We start from the raw sequence: 18,625 nt of genomic DNA, 5'->3' as shown, positions 1-18,625 counted from the left end.
ACTGACGTCGAATTGGCGGCGGTAGCAGTTGATGGGTGGGGATTTTATGGAGCCTCGGCCCCGACCTCTGTTAGCCCCTTGCAGGCACGTAGTCGAGCCCGCCATCGATTTGTGAAGGCCGGCCATCGAGGAAGAGTTCACCGATGCGGGGCGCGGAGCGGGCAATGACCTTGCCGCGCCTAATGACGGCGAGGCGAGTTGGCTTCAGGCGCAGCGCTTCCAGCGTGTCGACGGCCTGCAGCACGACAAAATCGGCATTACAGCCCTTTTCCAGGCCGTAGCCTTCCAGGCCGAGCGTCTTGGCGGAGTTGATGGTGAGCGCATCGAAAATCTTCTTCTTGTCTTCGATGCCGGCCATTTGTGCGACGTGGATAGCCATGTGGCCAACTTCAAGCATATCACCCGAGCCCATCGAATACCAGGGGTCCATCACGCAATCATGGCCGAAGGAGACGTTGAGCCCGGCATCCATAAGTTCGCGCACGCGCGTCATGCCGCGCCGCTTGGGATAGGTGTCGTGCCGGCCTTGCAGCATGATGTTGATGAGCGGGTTAGGGATCACATTGATCTTCGCCTCTGCCATCAGCGGGATGAGCTTGGAGACGTAGTAATTGTCCATCGAATGCATCGAGGTCAGGTGCGAGCCGGCAACGCGGCCCTGCAGCCCGAAGCGGACCGTCTCTGCCGCCAGCGTTTCGATGTGACGCGACATCGGGTCGTCGGTTTCGTCGCAATGCATGTCAACGGGAAGACCGCGATCGGCGGCGATCCTGCAAAGCGCCTCTACTGAGGCTCTGCCTTCATCCATCGTGCGCTCGAAATGCGGAATGCCGCCAACGATATCGACACCCATGTCGAGCGCGCGTGCGAGCGAAGCAACGCCATCCTTGGCGCGATAGTATCCATCCTGTGGGAAAGCGACGAGCTGCAGATCGATATAGGGCTTGACCCTGTCCTTCACCTCCAGAAGCGCCTCGGCCGTCACCAGCTTCGGATCGGAAGTGTCGACATGGCTGCGGATGAACAACAGTCCTTGCGTGACGGCGAGATCGCAGTAGCGTAGCGCGCGCTCGACAAGCTCTTCCTTCGTCACGATCGGGCGCAATTCTCCCCAGAGGGCGATGCCTTCCAGAAGCGTGCCGGATATATTCATGCGCGGCAGGCCGAGCGAAAGCGTGGCATCCATATGGAAATGCGGGTCGACGAAGGGCGGGCTCACCAGCCGATCGGTCGCATCTATTTCTTCCTTGCTCTCGGCGGTAATCGAGGCTTCGATTGCTGCGATCCTGCCATCCTTGACGGCGATGTCGATGCCTGTGCGGCCATCTGGCAGATTGGCATTGCGAATGATCAGATCGAACATGGAAGGCTCCTCGGATTATCTTTCGCCACGGCGATAGGGTTGCATCAGCGCCTGCGGTACGCGGGCGCGCCTGCTCATGACGGCAAGGGCAACGATGGACAGGATATAGGGCGTCATCAGGAAGAGCTGATAGGGCACACCCTGCACCGCTGTTTGCAGGCGCAATTGGAATGCATCGAAAAAGGCGAAGAGCAGGGCGCCGAACAGCGCCCGGCCCGGCCGCCAGGACGAAAAGACGACGAGCGCGATGCAGATCCAGCCGCGTCCCTGCACCATCGTCGGAAAGAAGCTGTTGAAGGCGGAAAGCGTCAGGAAAGCGCCGCCCATGCCCATTAGGGCACTGCCGGCGATGATGGCGCCGTAGCGGATCCTCATGGGATTGAGGCCCTGTGCCTCGGCTGCATGCGGATTTTCGCCCGTCATGCGGATCGCAAGCCCGACCGGTGTGCGGAAGATGAGATAGGCCATGACCAGCGCCACCAGGATCGCGAGATAGGTCGGGGCGGTCTGCGTGAAGAGAGCGGGGCCGATGAAGGGCAGGGTCGACAGCCCGGGAATGGCGATCGGCTGAAACGGCGTGATGGTCGGCGGCGTCCCGGCGACGGGAACGATCAACCGGAAGACGTAGTAACTGAAGCTGGATGCAAAAAGCGTCACGCCGAGGCCGGAAACATGCTGCGACAGGCCGAGCGTCACCGTCAGGGCCGAATGCAAAAGCCCGAAAATGCCGCCCGCAATCGCCGCGATGAGAAGGCCGGTCCACAGATCGGCACCGTGATAGACGGAGAGCCAGCCGATCATCGCGCCAAAGGTCATGATGCCCTCGATGCCGAGATTAAGAACGCCGGCCCGCTCGCAAAGGAGCGCGCCGAGCGTGCCGAAGATCAAGGGTGTCGCAATCCGCAACACGGCAGCCCAAAGCCCGGCCGAAGCAATGATGTCGACCAGCGTGCTCATCGGCGGATCCTGTACTGCGTGAAGAACAAGGCGATCAGCATGGTCAGCAGAGACAGGGCGACCGTGACGTCGGCGATGTAAGTTGGGATGCCGAGACTCCGGCTCATGCCGTCAGCGCCGACAAAGATCGTGGCCGTAAAGATCGCCGCAAGAACGACGCCAAGCGGGTTGAGGTTGGCAAGCATGGCGACGACGATGCCGGCATAGCCGAAGCCGGGGGACAGATCGGTCGTGACATAGCCTTTGACACCCATGACTTCGATGGCGCCTGCAAGGCCGGCAAGCCCGCCCGAAAGACAGGCAACTTTGACGAGGGTCGAGCCGAGACGAACGCCTGCAAAAACGGCGCCCGAAGGATTGAGGCCGGCTGCCCGCGACTGCATGCCGAAGACGGTGCGCGACTGGACGAAATAGACGATTGCCGCAATGACGATCGCAATTGCAAAACCGATATGAAGGCGCGATCGCGCAATCAGCTTCGGCAGCATGGCGTGATCCCCAAGTGCCTGGGATTGTGGCCAGCCGAATGCCGTCGGGTCCTTCAGCACGCCGTCGATCAGCATGGAGACGAAGAGAACGGCGATGAAATTCAGGATAAGGCTGGTGACGACTTCGTCGACGGAAAAGCGCAACCGCAGCCATAGTGGCACGAGGATCAGGACCATGCCGGCAATGGCGCCGATCACCATCAAGAGCGGAATAAGGATCGGACCGGGCAGGCCGGCGAGCATTTTTGACCCGAAGGCCGCAACGGCAATGGCGCCGAAATAGAATTGTCCCTCGGCGCCGATGTTCCACAGACGGGCGCGAAAGGCGACTGCGGCGGCCAATCCCGTCAGGATCAATGGCGTCGCGCGGGTGAGCGTCTCCGTTGCCGAAAGCCGCGAACCGAAGGCGCCGAGCAGGATTCGCCGATAGGCTTCGAAGACGGGTGCGCCGGCAATCGCGATCAGTATGCCGGCGAGCGCAAGGGCCGCGACGACCGAGAGCACGGGAGCGAGGATCATCATAGACAGTGGGCGGTGTTCGCGCCGTTCAAATCGCATGTTCGGTCCCACTCTTCTCTTTCCATTCCCCGGCCATCATCAGCCCCAGCAGGCGGGCATCGGCCTTATCGGCATCGATAGGCGCCGAAAGGCGTCCGCCGACGATTGCCTGGATGCGATCGGCCAATGCAATGACCTCGTCCAGATCCTCCGAGATGAGCAGGACGGCGGTGCCTTGCCGGCGCGCTTCCAGAATGCGTCCGTGAACGGCGGCCACTGCACCTTCATCCAGCCCGCGCGCTGGTTGGGCGGCGATCAGGATTCGTGGTCGCTCATGGAGATTGCGACCGAGGATCAGCTTCTGCATATTGCCGCCCGATAATAGCCGGGTGCGTGTCGCAGCATTGCCGCCGCGCACGTCGAATGCCTCGATGATCTCCTGTGCAATGGCCATGCCGGCACCCTTGTCGACCAGACCATGTTTCGAATAGGAAGGCAGGCGCTCGAGCACGGCATTCTCCCAGATCGCCATTTCGCCGATGGCACCATCACGGTTTCGGTCTTCCGGAATGCGCCCGATGCCAGCCTCGATAATCGCGGCAACGTCGAGATCGCCGACGGGCTTGCCGAACAGAAGAAGCTCGCCGGATGAGCGGTTCGACGTGCCGGACAGGATTTGCCCCAAGGTCGCCTGACCGTTGCCCGATACGCCGATGATCCCCAGAACCTCGCCGGCTCGGACATGGAAGCTGATCTTTTTCAACCGTTCGAAGCCACCGGTCTTGACGATGATATCGCGAGCTTCGAGCACGATGTCGGCCGGCGTCGACGCTTCGCGGGTCGGGCGTGTGACGCGATGTCCGACCATCAGCTCCGCAAGCTCGGCCTTGCTGGTCTGAGATGCCTGTCTTTCGGCCGCGACCTTGCCGCCGCGCAGGACGACGATACGATCGGCCGTCGCCATGACTTCATCGAGCTTGTGCGAAATGAAGATCAAGGACAGGCCTTGTGCGGCCATCTGTTTCAACGTCGAAAAGAGCTTTTCTGCCTCGATCTGGGTGAGAACGGCGGTCGGCTCGTCGAGGATCAGGATGCGCGCATCGTTGTAGAGCGCTTTCAGGATTTCCACCCGCTGCTGCTCGCCGACCGAGAGATCGCCGAGGCGGGCATCCGGATCGACTTTCAAGCCGAAGCGTTCGGCAATCGCCAGAAGCTTGTTGCGGGCCGCTGCCGTTTGGGACTTGAGCGACCAAAGTCCCTCCGTGCCCGTCATGATGTTTTCCAGCACTGTCAGGTTCGGCGCGAGCGAGAAATGCTGATGCACCATGCCGACGCCCGCCCGGATCGCCGCGCGCGGCTTGCCCTGCGGCAATTCCACATTGTCGATCAGGATGCGACCGGCATCGGGCACATAGTGCCCGAAGAGGATGCTCATCAGCGTCGTCTTGCCGGCACCGTTCTCGCCGAGCAGGGCAACGATCTCACCCTTTGCTAGAGATAGCGAGATATTGTCATTGGCAATCGTGCTGCCGAAGCGTTTGCTGACACCTTCGATGGAAAGGACAGGGATGGTCATGCCGGAAAGCCTGCAATCGGGTAGCGATGCTGCCAACGTTGCTCAGCCTCGAGCGCGGATGCAAGCTGCAGCAACAGCTTATCCTCACCCATGGGGGCCATCAGTTGGACTGGCAGCGGCAATCCCTCCGCATCCTCGCCGAAGGGAAGTGTGATGGCCGGAAAGCCAGAAATATTGACGAGCGCGGCAAGAGGGGCAAAGCATATCATGCGCTCGAGGTGCAATTCCGTGTCCGAATGATCCGTTGGAAAGGACCCGATGGGTGGCGGTGCCGAGGCGAGCATCGGCATGACGATGACGTCGACCCTGTCGAAGATCTCCCACAGAATGCGGCTAGCCTTCACGGCGCCATTGAGGGAGCTCCAAAGGACTGTTGCCGGCATGGCGCGCCCGCGCATGATGAAGGCTTGCGTCATCGTCTCGGCGAGACGCGTGTCCAGTTCGAGATCGTCAATCAGGTGGGCGATATTGACGGAAATGATATCGCCAAACGCGCGGCTGCTGGCCTGAACGGCGCTTTCCATCTCATCCCAACGGATGGATATCAGCTCGTTTCCCCGGCCTTCGAGGAAACTGGCCGCTGCTTCCACCGCTTGGGCCTGATCCTGTTCGATTGCGTAACGCTGGCCAGTGTCTGCAAGGAGCCCAATGCGAAGCTTACCCGTCTTGGGCGGGAGTTGAGCGATATCCGCGTATGGCCCTCTTGTCTTTCCCCGGACAACATCGAAGATTTGTGCGGTGTCGCGAACGGAGCGGGTGACCGCAAGTTCGCTGGCGATGCCGCCGAGATGATTGCCGAAGGAGGGGCCGCCGGGCACGGCGCCGCGTGTCGGCTTCAGTCCGACAAGGCCGCAGCAAGCGGCCGGCACGCGGATCGAGCCGCCCGCGTCCGTCGCATGCGCGATCGCAACGATACCGGCGGCGACTGCGGCCGCGGCACCACCCGACGAGCCGCCGGCAGTTCTGCTAGGATTTAACGGGTTTCGGCAGATCGGACCGATTGCCGGTTCGGATGCGAGTGAGAAGCCGAATTCCGGACTGGTGGTCAAACCGAAGGCGCAGAGACCGGCATCGCGAAAACGCTCTGCCAAATCGCTGTCCGCGCCTTTGCCCGTGCGGGCGAACAGGCGAGAGCCAGCGGTCACCGGCAGCCCCGGGAAGGGGCCGCCGAGATCTTTGGCGACCGTCGGTACGCCGGCAAAGGCGCGCTGCGCAAAGCGCTCGGGATACGCCGATGCCTCCTGATCCAGGGCATGTGCTGCCGCGAGCCCGGCTTCAGGATTGACATAGGTAATGGCGCCAAGCTCATCTTTCATGGCGCAGGCGGCAAGTGCCGCCTGCATGGCATCCACACAGGTAAGCTTGCCGGACTTGATCGCGCCGGCCAGCTCCGTGGCGTCAGTGAATGACGGTCTGGTCATGATCGAGCCGAAGGATTACTTCGGCTGATCCGCTACCTTCGGCACTTCGAAGCTGCCGGCCTTGATGTCGGCGCGGACCTTCTCCATTGCAGCTTCGGCCTCTGCTGGTGCTGTGCCCTTCACATAGACGATATCGCTGCCGCCTTCCTTCATCAGGCCGTAGGCCGTGTAGTTGCGGCCAACCGGCTTGCCGGCGGCAACATCGGCGATTGCGGCATTGAGAATGGGGCGGAAATACCACATGGCATTGGCGAAAACGGTGTCGGGATAGCGCGGCGTGTAATCGATCAGCGATCCCACCGATTTGATATGCCGCTCCTTGGCGGCATCGGCCGTGCCGATGCGCTCACCGAAGAGCACGTCGGCACCAGCGTCGATCTGCGCGAGACCGGCTTCACGCGCCTTCGGCGGGTCGAAGAAGGTGCCGATGAAGGAGACGAGGTGCTTGCAATCGGGGTTGACCGCTTTGACGCCCGCGGCAAAGGCATTGATCAGCATGTTGACTTCGGGAATCGTGATGGCGCCGACGGAGCCGACGACATTCGACTTGGTCATCTTGCCCGCCAGCATACCGGCGAGATAGGCGCCGTCATAGTTCCAGGTGCCGAAGACGCCGAAATTGCTCTCGGCAGCCTCGCCGCTGGATCCGAGAACGAAAGCCGTATCCGGATAGTCGGCAGCAACCTGGCGTGCTTCCTTCTCTACAGCATAGGCCTCGCCGATGATCAGCTTGTTGCCCTGTTCGGCATATTCGCGCATGGCACGCGGATAATCCGTACCCGAAACGCCTTCGGAAAAGACATATTCGATAACGCCTTCCTTGGCGGCATCCTGAAGCGCCTTGTGAAGACAGGAATTCCACGCGTTTTCGACCGGCGAGGCGTGAATGCCTGCGACTTTGAGCGGCGCTGCGGCGCGGGCGGCTGGCGCAAGAGCGCCGACGCCGAGCGCGATGCCGGATGCGATGACAGCGCGGCGTGACAGTATGATTCTATTGGTCATTTTTCAGTTCCCCTGCTTTTTGATCGTTTGGTAAAAAATCATAGGAGGGGGCTAAAAAAGTGTCAAGCAATTGGCGTGCTTAAATAATATGCGAGAGCGCTCGAAATCTACTCGTCGCTTACAGCACTAGATAGCCCGAGCGGGTATTCAATTGTTTTTCGGGCGACCACCGTTTGTGGTCTGGCGAGCAAGCATGATGTCAAGCTGCAATACGGTCGATCATATGTGCAATGGCTGCGCGATAGCGATCCGCATCACCCCCCGCATCGATGGCGAGAGCGGCGCGATCGAAGGCCGCTGAGAGAATATCGGCGAAGGCCTCAACGGCGATATCCGCCCCCTGGCTACGACTGAGCGTCGCTTCCAGACCATGTTTCAGTGTAAGGGTGGTGGTTTCCTCATCCAGCTGCTTCATATCGACAAAACCAAGCACAGTCGGTCCTTCAATCAGTAGAAGTCGCGTGCGGCCGACAACCCGCATTGCATCGAGATAGGCATTGCTGCCGGCGATCAGGGCGGCGCGGGGCGCAAGATGATCAGGGGTTGCCTTCTCTATGGCGCGGGTCACCGCCAGAGCTTCCTCTGTGACAACTGCGCGAAACAGCGCACGCTTGTCCTCGAAATGATGATAGAGCGCGCCGCGCGTGATGCCGGCGGCGGCCACGATCTCCGGCGTCGAGGTCTCGGCATAGCCCTTTTCCACGAATAGGGCGCGGGCAGCCGCGATGAGTGCAGCCTTGGTCTTTTCGGTTCTCTCACGGTTGGAGCGCGGATCTTGCATGCATGCAGCCTGTATGTTATTCGAAATAATACAGACAGATTGTATGTCTTTTGAGGGAGGAAGTGAAGCATGAAGGTAACGAGCTATTATCCGGTGATCATGACTGAGCGCGTCGAGGAAACCGCTGCCTTTTACGTGAAGCATTTCGGCCTCCAGGAGAGTTTCACCAGTGATTGGTACGTCCATCTGCAGTCGGCTGAGGACAGCGCCGTCAATCTCGCCATTCTGAATGGGCAGCATGAGACGATTCCGCTGCAGGGGCGCGGTAAGGTCGCAGGCTTATTGCTCAACTTTGAAGTGGATGATGTCGATGCCGTTCATGGGCGCTTGCGGGCGGCCGGCCTGCCGATCCTGCTGGCCATCCGCAACGAGGATTTCGGTCAGCGTCATTTCATCACGTCCGATCCCAACGGCGTCTTGATCGACATCATCAAGCCGATACCGCCAAGTGCGGAGTTCGCATCTCTCTATGTCGAGCACGCACTTCCGCAGGATCGTTAAGGTGCTGGGCGCAATCGATAAAATCGAGCGATGCAACTCTATCTTTGATTAACTAGGTCGCTTCACCCAATATTTCGCTTTTCATGCGACAAAGCGGGCCAGAGGTAAGGTGACCCATGCAAGAGCTCCCGGTTTCGTCAAAAATCATCAAATCAGTCTATTTCCGCCCGGATGACGGACGGCTTTACATCCGCTTCAAGAACGGTGAGGAACGTCAATTCACCGGCGTTCCGCAGAAGGCGGCGATCGCCATGGTGAAAGCGCCGTCGCCCGGCCAACACTATATCGAGCATATCCGCACCCAGTTCGAACGAGTCGCTTGAAAAGCGAGCCGCCGGCTGATCGGCGCCTTCGCTTTGAAGGAGCCAGCTCGTTCGTTTTCCATCACGAAGTCGAACGAGCTTTATGTCTCGGTGCATTGATAAACACTAAGTTGCGCTATCTATATCACTCATAACCACCTTTCAGGGAGGAAGATGCGTGATTGATGAGAAGCAGCTTATTTCCAAGATCACCTGGAGGCTTATGCCCTTTTTGGGCATCCTCTATCTGATCGCCTATATCGATCGCCAGAATGTCAGTTACGCCAAGCTTGAGATGGTCGATGCGCTCGGCATGAGCGAGTACGCCTATGGCCTTGGCGCGTCGCTGTTCTTCATCGGCTATTTCATCTTCGAGGTGCCGAGCAACCTGCTTCTGGACAGGTTCGGAGCCAGCAGGTGGTTTGCGCGCATTCTGATCTCCTGGGGCGCGGTCACGGTCGCGCTTGCCTATACGCAGAATGCGACCATGTTCTATATTCTTCGCTTCCTGCTAGGCGCTTGCGAGGCCGGATTTTTTCCAGGCGTACTTTATCTGCTAACCCTTTGGTATCCTTCGGCCTATCGCGGCACGATGGTCGGGCTTTTCATGATCTTCAGCGCCTTCGCCAATGCGATCGGCGCGCCACTTGGTGGCGTGCTGCTGGACCTGAACGGCCTTTATGGTATTGCCGGCTGGCAATGGGTCTTCCTGGTGACCGGTATCCCAGCCATTATTGCCGGCTTCGTAACCCTGTCTTACCTACCGGATCTGCCATCCAAAGCGACGTTCCTCGACGATACGGAAAAGAACTGGCTGAAGGACCGGCTCGCGGTGGAAAATTCCGGCATGGAGCAGAACGCCGCCGACGGCTTCAAGGCGCTCGTCAATCCGCGCGTGCTGCTGATGGCGCTTTGCTATATCGGTTTCCCGCTCGCCGCCTATGGCCTCAGCTACTGGCTGCCGACGATCGTCAAGAATTTCGGCGTCAGCAACACGACGAACGGTTTCCTGAACATTATCCCGTGGATTCTCGTCGCCATCGCTCTGTATGCCGTCCCGCGCGCAGCGGACAAGGCGGAGTCCAAGACGCCCTATATCGTCATTCCCGCGCTGGTCGGCGCCGTAAGCCTGGTGTTATCTGCCGTTATTCCCGACCATACGCTGCAGTTTGTTTTCCTCTCCATTGCGGCGGCCGGCATCTTCGCGGGTCAGCCAGTGTTCTGGAGCTTGCCGTCGCGCTTCCTACAGGGAGCGGGTGCGGCAGCGGGCCTTGCTGCCATCAATTCAGTCGGCAATCTCGGCGGCTTCATCGCTCAGAACGTCGTGCCCTGGATCAAGGATTCCACGGGAAGCACGATCGCGCCGATGTTCTTCTTGGCCGCCTGCCTTCTGATTGCGGTGCTGTTGGTCCTTGTGATCGGACGCATGATACCGCGCACACCCCGGCCGGAAGATCTTGGCAATCCTAACGCAGCCCGCGTGAAATAATTGCGCTCATGCTCGCAAAAGCATCCGCCAAATGAGAGGGGCGGCCTGATGGCCGCCCCAATTTTTTCTGGTGCTGATACTAAGCTCACGCAAAGGCGTAGGAACCATCCGGACGCTTGGGCACGCGCCGCTGCCAATGGATATAACCTTCCTCTTCCATGGCCTTTTCGTCCATCTCGACGCCCCAGCCGGGCCGATCGGGTCTAAGCTCGAGATAACCGTCCTTCGGCAGATAGGGGTCGACGACATAGCGGGTTTCCCCCTGTCGCTGTTCGACTTCGTTGCCGCCATAGACGTAGGCCTGACCCTTCGGCAGCCGATATTCGAGTATCCTAAAGTTCTGTGCGGCGGCCGAGAAATGCACGTTGACGGCGGTTGCGAGCGGTCCCATCGGATTGTGTGGGGCAACACCGACGAAATGCGCTTCGGCGATCGTCGCGATGCGCCGCATCTCGCTGATGCCGCCGACGACGCAGATGTCGGGCTGGATCAGGTCGGCGCCCTTGACCTGCAGCAGGCGCAGGAACTCGTTGCGGTTATAGAGGGACTCGCCGGTCGCGAGCACGCAATTGAGGCCCTGTTTCAGCTCGCCCCACATCTCGATGTTTTCGGGCCGCAGCGGCTCTTCATAGAAAAGCGGATCATAAGGAGCCAGCGCATTGCCGAGCTGGCGGGCGGCGACCGGCTCGAAGATTTTCGCATGGGCGTCGAAGGCGATCTCATAGTCGTCGCGCACGGTCTCGCGCAGCGAACGGAAATAGTCGGCCGATGCCTTGACGACATTGCCCCAGCGATGGGCGTGCATGTCGATGCGCCATGGGCTGAGCTTGAAGGCGGTAAAGCCCCATTCGGCGTTCAGACGGTCGAGCTCGTCGCGGGCAGCCGGCGCATCCGGAGCGGTGTAGACGCCGGCATAGACCTTGATGCGGTCGCGCACCGCGCCGCCGAGCAGCTTGTAGACCGGAACATTGAGGGCCTTGGCTGAAAGATCCCAGAGGCAGTGATCGAGCGCGGAAATCGCCGAAAGGCCAAGCGCGCCCGGCGGGAAGCGGCTCTGCTGGATCAGCAGGTTGACGAGATAGTCGATCCGGCTTGGATCCTGGCCGGCGAGGAAACCGTAGAGATAGTCGAGAATCGGCGGCAGTGCCAAATCCGGGCCGTGGTTGTAGCACTCGCCCCAGCCCGTCAGTCCATCGTCCGTATCCAGCGCCACGATGACGCGCGGGCGATCCTTGTCGCGGGTCACAAATACCCGCATGCGGTCGATCTTCATCTTATCTTCCTTCTATCGATTGACATGAATGCGGCATGGGAGGTGCCGCAGGTGGGGAAATCATTGCGCGCATCGCGGGGAAGCCTGGCTCGTGGAAAATGGGCGTTGCGGCGTTGTCGAGGGAAGGCATCAAGCCGCGCTCCCGTTCTTCACGGTTTCGGGCTCGACATAGCGGAACCGCCGCGAGTGATCCCTGTCGCGAGGGTCAGGGCGAGGGATCGCCGAAATCAGCGCCTGCGTATAGGCATGTTCGGGTGCATTGCAGACCTTGTCGGCATCGCCGACCTCGACGAGGCGCCCTTTGTACATGACGCCGACGCGGTCGCACATGTAGCGGATGACGCCGATATCATGACTGATGAAGATATAAGCGAGGCCAAGTTCGTCCTGCAGCCGCATAAGGAGATCGAGCACCTGCGAGCGGACGGAAACATCGAGAGCCGAGGTCGCCTCGTCCGCGACGATCACGCGAGGATTGAGGGTAATGGCGCGGGCAATGCCGATGCGCTGGCGCTGACCGCCTGAGAAGGCATGCGGATAACGCTCGCGCGCCCTCGGATCGAGGCCGACTTGCTCCATCAGATGGCAGACGCGCTCGTCGAGCGCCCGGCCCCTGGCGATCCCGTTGACGAGCAATGGCTCGCCGATGATCTGCGAGACCGTCATGCGCGGATTGAGCGAGCCGAATGGGTCCTGGAACACCATGCGCAGCTCGCGGCGCGCTGCCGCAAGGGCCGCCCCCTTGGCGCTTGCCAAGTCGGTGACGTCGCCATCGGCGCGGCGATAGAGGATCTCGCCTGCGCTCGGATCGATAAGGCGCATGATCGAGCGGCCCATCGTCGTCTTGCCCGATCCGCTCTCGCCGACGATCCCAAGCGTTTCGCGCGGCAGAAGCGAGATCGAGACGTCGTTGAGAGCGCGGACTTCGCCAAAGCTCATCGATACATTGCGCAATTCGAGGATCGGGACAGCGCTTCTATCGAGCGGCGGCCGCGCCAATCGGATTTCGGCCTTCCTCTCGAGCTTCAGCACTGAGCCGATCAGCATGCGGGTATAATCGTCCTTCGGCGCATGGAAGATCTGCTCGACCGGACCGTATTCCCTAACGACGCCATTGTGCATGACGAGCACATCATCGGCGATCTGCGCGACCACGCCCATGTCGTGGGTGATAAACAGCACCGCCATGCCATTGGCTTTCTGCAGCCGGGCAATGAGGTCGAGGATTTCGGCCTGCGTCGTGACATCAAGTGCCGTCGTCGGCTCGTCGGCGATCAGAAGCTGCGGCTTGCAGGCAAGCGCCATGGCGATCATGGCACGCTGACGCATGCCGCCCGAATATTGAAAAGCGTAGCGGTCGATCGCCTTTTCAGGCGAGGGGATTTCCACCTGTTTCAAAAGCGAGATCGCCTCGGCGCGTGCCTCAGCCTTGCTCATCTTCGTATGGAGGCGCAGCGCCTCCATGATCTGGTCGCCGACCGTGTGGACCGGCGAGAGCGACGCCATCGGCTCCTGAAAGATCATGGCAATGTCGCGTCCGCGGATTGACCTGATCTGCCGGCCGCGCGGATTGAGCTTGACGAGATCGACCGAACTGCCGCCAGCACCGTTGAGAATGATCGAGCCGCCAGTGATGCGGCCGGGGGCATCGACGATCTGCAGGATCGAGCGTGCAGTCACGGATTTGCCCGATCCGCTCTCGCCGACGACGCAAAGCGTCTTTCCAGGCTCGATGGCAAAGGAGAGATTATCGACCGCGCGAAACGTGCCGGTTCGCAAGGGAAAGTCGACGGTGAGGTTCTTGACCTGCAGCAGAGGGCGAGCGGTGTTCATGGAAACGATATCGGTCATGCCCGCCTCATTTGTTGTAGGGATCGGCCGCGTCGCGCAGGCCATCGCCGAGAAGGTTCAGGGCCATGACGGCGATAACGACGGCGACACCCGGCAGAAAGAGCCATGGTGCGGTTGCGATCGAGCGGATGTTCTGCGCCTCGCGCAACAGCACGCCCCAAGAAATGGTCGGCGGCTGCAGGCCGAGCCCCAAGAAGGAGAGGGATGTCTCGGCTAGGATCATCGCCGGCACGGCAAGCGTGATCGAGGCTATGATGTGGCTAGCGAAGCTCGGCAGCATATGGCGGAAGATGATGCGCCCTTCGCTGGCGCCGTCGAGTCTGGCTGCGGCGACAAACTCTTCTGTTCGCAGCGACAGGAAGCGGCCGCGCACGACGCGGGCGAGCTGGGCCCAGCCGGTCAACGACAGGATGATCGTGATCATCATATATTGCAGCGCCGCCGGCCAGCCCTGCGGCAGGGCCGCCGCCATGGCAAGCCAGATCGGAATGGTCGGCAGCGACAGCACGAAATCGATCAGGCGCTGGATGAAGAAGTCGAGCTTTCCTCCGTAATAGCCTGAAACTCCTCCAAGAACGATACCGAGTAGAAGCGAGAAGAACACACCGACGAGGCCGATCGATAGCGAAATCTGCGCACCTTGGACGGTGCGGCTGAAGACGTCACGGCCGAGCCGATCTGCGCCGAACAGCAAAAGCGGTGTCGTCTTGTCCGTGGAGGCCAGCAGGTGAATGTTGCTCGTGAAGAGCCCGAGTACGGAATATTCGTAGCCGCGACCGAACAGGCTGATTGAGACGCGCTTGGTCGTGTCTTCCTTGAAGATCGGCGCAAGCGTTTCCGGATCGCGTGTGAGCTTTAGCGGATAATAGTGCAGCCCGAAGGAGAAGCCGTTGTCCGTATCGAAGAAATGCACCTTCTGCGGCGGGTGAAAGGTTGCGCGTGCATTCTGCTGATTGGGGTCATTGATGGCAAAGAAGCCGGGCGCGACCGCGACGATATACATCAATATGGTGACGACGAGGGCGACCATGGCAAGCTTGTGGCGGCGGAAAGCCCACCAGATCAGCTGCCATTGCGAGGCGACGGCGTTTCGGTCGGGGCGCAGGTTCGTGACGGCGGTATCGGCCATGGGCTGCTCCTATTCCAACCGGATGCGGGGGTCGACAAGGGCAAGCAGAATGTCGCTGATGAGCGACCCGATCAGCGTCAGCGCGCAGATCAGCAGCACGAAGGCACCGGCCAGATACATGTCCTGCGCCATCAGCGCCTGCAGCAGCAATGGTGCCGCCGTTGGCAGGTTGAGAACGATCGCGACGACGACTGAGCCCGAAATGAGATTGGGCAGCAGCCATGCGATGGTGGAGATGAACGGATTGAGCGCGATGCGCAGCGGGTATTTCACAAGCAGCCGAAACTCGGAGAGGCCTTTTGCCCGAGCCGTTGTCACATAGGGTTTCGGCAGCTCGTCGAGCATATTGGCGCGCATGACGCGAATGAGGCTTGCGGTCGACGAAACGGCAAGAATGACGACCGGCAGCCACAAATGCGAGAGCAGATCCAGCATCTTGGCGATGCTCCAGGGCGCCGTCTCGAATTCGGTGGAGAACAGACCGCCGACATCCTGGCCGAACTCGACGGCTGCGACATACATCAGCACCAGCGCCAGCAGGAAGGAGGGGATGGCGAGCCCGAGAAAGGTGAAGGCGGTAAAGAAATAATCGCCGATCGAATATTTCTTGACGGCGGAATAGACGCCGATCGGCAGCGCGATCGCCCAGGTCGCTATCAGCGCTGCAAGTGCCAGAATGAGCGTCAGCGCCATGCGCTCCCAAATCAGGCCCGAGACCGGTTGTTGCCATTCGAACGAAATACCGAAATCGCCGCGCGAAAGAATGCCCCACATCCATTTCAGATATTGGATGAGCATCGGCTGATCGAGGCCGAAGCGTTCGCGCAATTGCGCAGCTGTGTTCTGATCGACCACTTCATTCGAAGAGGCGAGCGTGGCGATGTAGGTCGTCACATAGTCGCCGGGAGGCAGCTGGATCAGCACGAAGGCCAGGAAGCTGATGGCGAAAAGGGATGGGATCATCCACAAGAGGCGTTTACCGATGAAGACCAGCATGGCTGTTTCTCGCAGTGAGTGCTGCCACGGGCAGCTCCGCATCAAGGAAAGCGCCGCCCGTGGAAGGCGGCGCTTGATCGGCGCAATCAACTGGTGAAGAAGAATTGCTGCGGCATGGCCGGTCCCGGATTGGGCCAGGACCAGCTGTCCGGCTGCTTTTCCGGAACATTGTGCAGGTTATTGCGGATGATGCCGAAACCGCCGACGGCAAGGCAAAGCCCAACAGTTTCAAATTCTTCGGCGGCGATGTCGAAGATCTGCTTCATGACGGCGCCGCGCTTGTCGAGATCGGCCGTCGAGCGTGCCTCGTCGAAAAGCTTCATGCGCTTTTTTTGGCTCTCCGGCGGCTCCTCGCCCTGTTTGCCATTCGAGGTGTACCAGACCGACCATGGAATGGCGTAGCGCGAACCCTGCGGGTGGAAAGCGAAGAAATCGCGCGGATCGAGCATCGGATCGAGGCCGCCAGGCCCCGGCCAGACCTGAGCATCATGGGCATTGTCGTCGCCACGGGTGTAGTAAAGCGCGCGCTCGATCGTATTGACCTTCATGTCGACGCCGATCTGTGCCCAATGCGCCTTCACCAGTTCGAGGGCATCGACCAGATCGGGATAGAGGGTCGGTATGACGTCGACGGCGAAGAAGACTTTCTGGCCGTCCGGCCTCAGGCGGAAGCCGTTTGCATCCTTCTTGCCGTAGCCGGCCTCATCGAGCATGGCTCCGGCCTTGTCCGGATCGTAGTTGGTAAATTGACGGGCATATTTTTCATTGTACCAGGGATGCTCCGGTCGCGGCCCGGCCTGGTATCCCTCGCTCTGGCCGAAATAGACGATGTCGATGATTTCCTGTCGATTGATCCCGAGCGAGAGCGCCTGCCGGACCGACTTGTCGGCAAACATCTTGCGCATGGCCGGATCTTTATGGGTGATGTTGAAGTAGATCTGGCATTGCTGCGAGGTGGAAGGGACAAGAGTTAGAAGGCGATAATCGCCCTTCTTCATGTTCTGCGAGAGCGTCGGCTTGTTGGCCAGCACGCTGATATGGCGCTCCTGAATATCGATCTTGCCGGAAATGACGTTCAGCATCAGCGATTCCACATCCTGCGAGATGCCGAAATTGATCTCGTCGACATAGGGAAGCTGGTTGCCTGAGGTATCGACCTGCCAGAAGTATGGGTTGCGGGTCATGACGACACGGGTTGCTCCGCCGGTATAGGGTTCCTTGACGACCCAGGGATCGAGCGTCGGCTTGTCCGGATTGCCCCAGCGTGAGGGGATTTCGATGTCGCCGCAGCGTGCGCGGAAGAGTTCGGGCCAACTGCTGACGCCGGCCTTCTTCGCATCCTCCGCGACGTTCGGATTGTATTTCGGCAAGAACTGGCTGCAATAGTGCTTCGGAAACAGCGTTGGATGCTGGCCGAGCGGGGTGGCGAGATTTTCCAGATAAAGCGCGTTCGGAGCGGCAAAGGTGAATTTCACCGTATAGTCGTCAATCTTCGTGACATCGACTGCCTTGCCGGCAACGGAGAGCTGAGCCGGCGTTGCGCTATAGAGATCGGTATTCTTGACGCAGTCCTCGATGGCGAAAACGACGTCATCCGCCGTGAATGGCTGACCGTCGGACCAGCGTGCGCCTTGAATGAGATAGAAGGTGAACTGCGAGGCGTCGGCATTGACGTCCCAACGTTCGGCGAGGTTCGGCAAAACCTGCGTGAATTCGAGATTCCAGCGCACCAGACTCTGGTTGCCCACCACGCGCAGGATACCGTTGTGGTCGGACGAGCCTCGCAGGCCGCGCCGTAAGGTGCCGCCATAGGTGCCGACTTTTTCATAAGGGGTGACGACCATCGGCTTTTTCGGCAGCCGGTCGGCCAGTGGCGGCAGCTTGCCATCCTTGACGAGCGCAGCCAGGGCGGGTGCCTCACCGCCTGCATCGGCAGCGTTGACACGACCGGCCAGAGACAGGGCTGCCATGCCCGCCATACCGCCGAGGACGGCACGCCTGCTCACTCCGCGGGACAATATTTCATCGCGCATCGAATCCCTCCCGTTTTGATTTCGGCCGGGCTTTGCCTCGACCGATGCGACAGGCTCCCGTCCCATCGCCATGCACCCCTCAGGCGCAGCGTCGAGACCATATTACGTTCTCAGATAATTACAAGAGTTGACAGATTTTTACAGATTTAGTAGCCCTGTCGCGCAGGAAATGCGCTATGGCTGTCGCCGGCCAGCATTCACGAAGGACGATGATGAAACTCTCTGTCGCCAACGATTCCGGTGCGGGCGCGACGCGCTTCGGCGACATCATCTATGAGAGGATCGTCGCCATGATTGCGGATGGAACCTTTCCGGTGAATGAGCGGCTGCCGGCGGAAGCGAAGCTTGCGGACATGTTCGGCGCGTCACGACCCGTCGTGCGCGACGCCCTGGAGAGACTGCGTGCCGACAGCCTGATCGTGTCGCGCAAGGGGTCGGGTTCCTATGTGAGGCAAAGGCCGGATTCCTCGGTCCTGAAAATGGTGCCTGTAGGGTCGCTTGCCGATGTCCAGCGCTTTTTCGAATTTCGCGCCGGGCTCGAGGCCGAGGCGGCCGAGCTTGCGGCGCGCAACTGGCAGGCTGACGACAAGGAACGGATCACCGCAGCGCTTCAAAAGATCGAACAATGTCTTCGCGAGGGCCGGCTTGGCGCGGAAGAGGATCAGGAGCTGCACGACGCCATTGCGATCGCGACTGGCAATCAGTTCCATATTACCGTCCGTGAATTGTTCCGGCCGCATTTCGCTATCGGTCATTCCGTGACCCGCAGCCTCAGCCTCAAGCGGACGCCCGAGCAGATCCGCAGTGTTCAGGATGAGCACGCCGTCATCGTGCAGGCGATTTTCGCGCGGCAGGAGACTGAGGCTCACGATGCCATGAAGCGACATATCTTGAATGCACGCGCCCGCATGTTCCAGGGCGTATAGGGAATTGGATGGGGCGAAGGCGAGGTGATGACTTCTTTA

At 60.2% G+C, this 18,625-nt stretch carries 16 protein-coding genes; 4 read left to right on the top strand and 12 right to left on the bottom strand.

Features of this window, described 5'->3' with window-relative positions:
* Positions 1–70 precede the first annotated feature (70 nt).
* The 7 genes from FBZ97_RS08140 to FBZ97_RS08110 form a co-directional block, all read right to left on the bottom strand.
* Complete coding sequence (locus FBZ97_RS08140) at positions 71–1,363, bottom strand: amidohydrolase family protein (protein WP_145318161.1); 1,293 nt, start codon at positions 1,361–1,363, stop codon at positions 71–73.
* A gap of 15 nt (positions 1,364–1,378) precedes the next feature.
* Entirely contained in the window at positions 1,379–2,320 is a 942-nt protein-coding gene (locus FBZ97_RS08135; RefSeq protein ID WP_113407637.1) for an ABC transporter permease, read from the bottom strand.
* Positions 2,317–3,366: an ABC transporter permease gene (locus FBZ97_RS08130; protein ID WP_145318158.1), complete on the bottom strand. Its 1,050-nt coding sequence runs from the start codon at positions 3,364–3,366 to the stop codon at positions 2,317–2,319. Before FBZ97_RS08130 ends, FBZ97_RS08135 begins: the two co-directional genes overlap by 4 nt.
* The gene (locus tag FBZ97_RS08125; protein ID WP_145318155.1) at positions 3,356–4,882 is read right to left on the bottom strand and encodes an ABC transporter ATP-binding protein; all 1,527 of its coding nucleotides are present in this window, start codon (positions 4,880–4,882) and stop codon (positions 3,356–3,358) included. The genes FBZ97_RS08130 and FBZ97_RS08125 overlap by 11 nt, the downstream gene beginning before the upstream one ends.
* A complete protein-coding gene (locus FBZ97_RS08120; RefSeq protein WP_145318152.1) occupies positions 4,879–6,303 on the bottom strand; it encodes an amidase in 1,425 nt (474 codons plus the stop codon). Before FBZ97_RS08120 ends, FBZ97_RS08125 begins: the two co-directional genes overlap by 4 nt.
* A 15-nt stretch (positions 6,304–6,318) precedes the next feature.
* Positions 6,319–7,305: a BMP family protein gene (locus FBZ97_RS08115; RefSeq protein WP_145318149.1), complete on the bottom strand. Its 987-nt coding sequence runs from the start codon at positions 7,303–7,305 to the stop codon at positions 6,319–6,321.
* A 199-nt stretch (positions 7,306–7,504) separates the two neighbouring features.
* Positions 7,505–8,086, bottom strand: coding sequence for a TetR/AcrR family transcriptional regulator (locus FBZ97_RS08110; protein WP_145318146.1), 582 nt, complete (start codon positions 8,084–8,086; stop codon positions 7,505–7,507).
* A gap of 69 nt (positions 8,087–8,155) precedes the next feature.
* On the opposite strand from FBZ97_RS08110, the gene FBZ97_RS08105 reads away from it, so the two are divergent.
* The 3 genes from FBZ97_RS08105 to FBZ97_RS08095 all read left to right on the top strand — a co-directional run bounded on the left by FBZ97_RS08105 (position 8,156) and on the right by FBZ97_RS08095 (position 10,378).
* Positions 8,156–8,587, top strand: coding sequence for a VOC family protein (locus tag FBZ97_RS08105; RefSeq protein WP_145318143.1), 432 nt, complete (start codon positions 8,156–8,158; stop codon positions 8,585–8,587).
* A gap of 116 nt (positions 8,588–8,703) precedes the next feature.
* Positions 8,704–8,910 carry a KTSC domain-containing protein gene (locus tag FBZ97_RS08100; protein WP_092706279.1) on the top strand — a complete coding sequence of 69 codons (207 nt, stop codon included), beginning with the start codon at positions 8,704–8,706 and terminating at the stop codon, positions 8,908–8,910.
* 157 nt (positions 8,911–9,067) lie between these two features.
* Positions 9,068–10,378, top strand: coding sequence for an MFS transporter (locus FBZ97_RS08095; protein WP_145318140.1), 1,311 nt, complete (start codon positions 9,068–9,070; stop codon positions 10,376–10,378).
* An 85-nt stretch (positions 10,379–10,463) separates the two neighbouring features.
* Here FBZ97_RS08095 and FBZ97_RS08090 read toward each other — a convergent pair whose 3' ends face one another.
* The 5 genes from FBZ97_RS08090 to FBZ97_RS08070 form a co-directional block, all read right to left on the bottom strand.
* Complete coding sequence (locus FBZ97_RS08090; protein ID WP_113333273.1) at positions 10,464–11,651, bottom strand: galactarate dehydratase; 1,188 nt, start codon at positions 11,649–11,651, stop codon at positions 10,464–10,466.
* A gap of 129 nt (positions 11,652–11,780) precedes the next feature.
* Positions 11,781–13,502, bottom strand: a complete 1,722-nt coding sequence (locus tag FBZ97_RS08085; RefSeq protein ID WP_145318137.1) for an ABC transporter ATP-binding protein — start codon at positions 13,500–13,502, stop codon at positions 11,781–11,783.
* 7 nt (positions 13,503–13,509) lie between these two features.
* Positions 13,510–14,631, bottom strand: coding sequence for an ABC transporter permease (locus tag FBZ97_RS08080; RefSeq protein ID WP_145318134.1), 1,122 nt, complete (start codon positions 14,629–14,631; stop codon positions 13,510–13,512).
* A gap of 9 nt (positions 14,632–14,640) precedes the next feature.
* Complete coding sequence (locus FBZ97_RS08075; protein ID WP_112722390.1) at positions 14,641–15,627, bottom strand: ABC transporter permease; 987 nt, start codon at positions 15,625–15,627, stop codon at positions 14,641–14,643.
* Positions 15,628–15,713: 86 nt separating this feature from the next.
* Positions 15,714–17,660 carry an ABC transporter substrate-binding protein gene (locus FBZ97_RS08070; RefSeq protein ID WP_145318131.1) on the bottom strand — a complete coding sequence of 649 codons (1,947 nt, stop codon included), beginning with the start codon at positions 17,658–17,660 and terminating at the stop codon, positions 15,714–15,716.
* A 212-nt stretch (positions 17,661–17,872) separates the two neighbouring features.
* On the opposite strand from FBZ97_RS08070, the gene FBZ97_RS08065 reads away from it, so the two are divergent.
* On the top strand, positions 17,873–18,586 hold the full coding sequence (locus tag FBZ97_RS08065; protein ID WP_069614737.1) for a FadR/GntR family transcriptional regulator: 714 nt from the start codon (positions 17,873–17,875) through the stop codon (positions 18,584–18,586).
* The last annotated feature ends 39 nt before the right edge of the window (positions 18,587–18,625 follow it).

This window comes from Rhizobium sp. ERR 942 (genome assembly GCF_007828395.1).
GTDB classification, from domain to species: domain Bacteria; phylum Pseudomonadota; class Alphaproteobacteria; order Rhizobiales; family Rhizobiaceae; genus Rhizobium; species Rhizobium dioscoreae.
This window is presented reverse-complemented; position numbering and strand designations above follow the sequence as displayed.

Excerpts from the sequence above, each read along its gene's own strand:
- FBZ97_RS08090 (WP_113333273.1), bottom strand. The coding sequence starts at position 11,651 with ATGAAGATCGACCGCATGCGGGTATTTGTGACCCGCGACAAGGATCGC.
- FBZ97_RS08080 (WP_145318134.1), bottom strand. The coding sequence starts at position 14,631 with ATGGCCGATACCGCCGTCACGAACCTGCGCCCCGACCGAAACGCCGTC.
- FBZ97_RS08070 (WP_145318131.1), bottom strand. The coding sequence starts at position 17,660 with ATGCGCGATGAAATATTGTCCCGCGGAGTGAGCAGGCGTGCCGTCCTC.
- FBZ97_RS08085 (WP_145318137.1), bottom strand. The coding sequence starts at position 13,502 with ATGACCGATATCGTTTCCATGAACACCGCTCGCCCTCTGCTGCAGGTC.
- FBZ97_RS08130 (WP_145318158.1), bottom strand. The coding sequence starts at position 3,366 with ATGCGATTTGAACGGCGCGAACACCGCCCACTGTCTATGATGATCCTC.
- FBZ97_RS08115 (WP_145318149.1), bottom strand. The coding sequence starts at position 7,305 with ATGACCAATAGAATCATACTGTCACGCCGCGCTGTCATCGCATCCGGC.
- FBZ97_RS08120 (WP_145318152.1), bottom strand. The coding sequence starts at position 6,303 with ATGACCAGACCGTCATTCACTGACGCCACGGAGCTGGCCGGCGCGATC.
- FBZ97_RS08075 (WP_112722390.1), bottom strand. The coding sequence starts at position 15,627 with ATGCTGGTCTTCATCGGTAAACGCCTCTTGTGGATGATCCCATCCCTT.
- FBZ97_RS08100 (WP_092706279.1), top strand. The coding sequence starts at position 8,704 with ATGCAAGAGCTCCCGGTTTCGTCAAAAATCATCAAATCAGTCTATTTC.
- FBZ97_RS08125 (WP_145318155.1), bottom strand. The coding sequence starts at position 4,882 with ATGACCATCCCTGTCCTTTCCATCGAAGGTGTCAGCAAACGCTTCGGC.
- FBZ97_RS08140 (WP_145318161.1), bottom strand. The coding sequence starts at position 1,363 with ATGTTCGATCTGATCATTCGCAATGCCAATCTGCCAGATGGCCGCACA.
- FBZ97_RS08105 (WP_145318143.1), top strand. The coding sequence starts at position 8,156 with ATGAAGGTAACGAGCTATTATCCGGTGATCATGACTGAGCGCGTCGAG.
- FBZ97_RS08110 (WP_145318146.1), bottom strand. The coding sequence starts at position 8,086 with ATGCAAGATCCGCGCTCCAACCGTGAGAGAACCGAAAAGACCAAGGCT.
- FBZ97_RS08135 (WP_113407637.1), bottom strand. The coding sequence starts at position 2,320 with ATGAGCACGCTGGTCGACATCATTGCTTCGGCCGGGCTTTGGGCTGCC.
- FBZ97_RS08065 (WP_069614737.1), top strand. The coding sequence starts at position 17,873 with ATGAAACTCTCTGTCGCCAACGATTCCGGTGCGGGCGCGACGCGCTTC.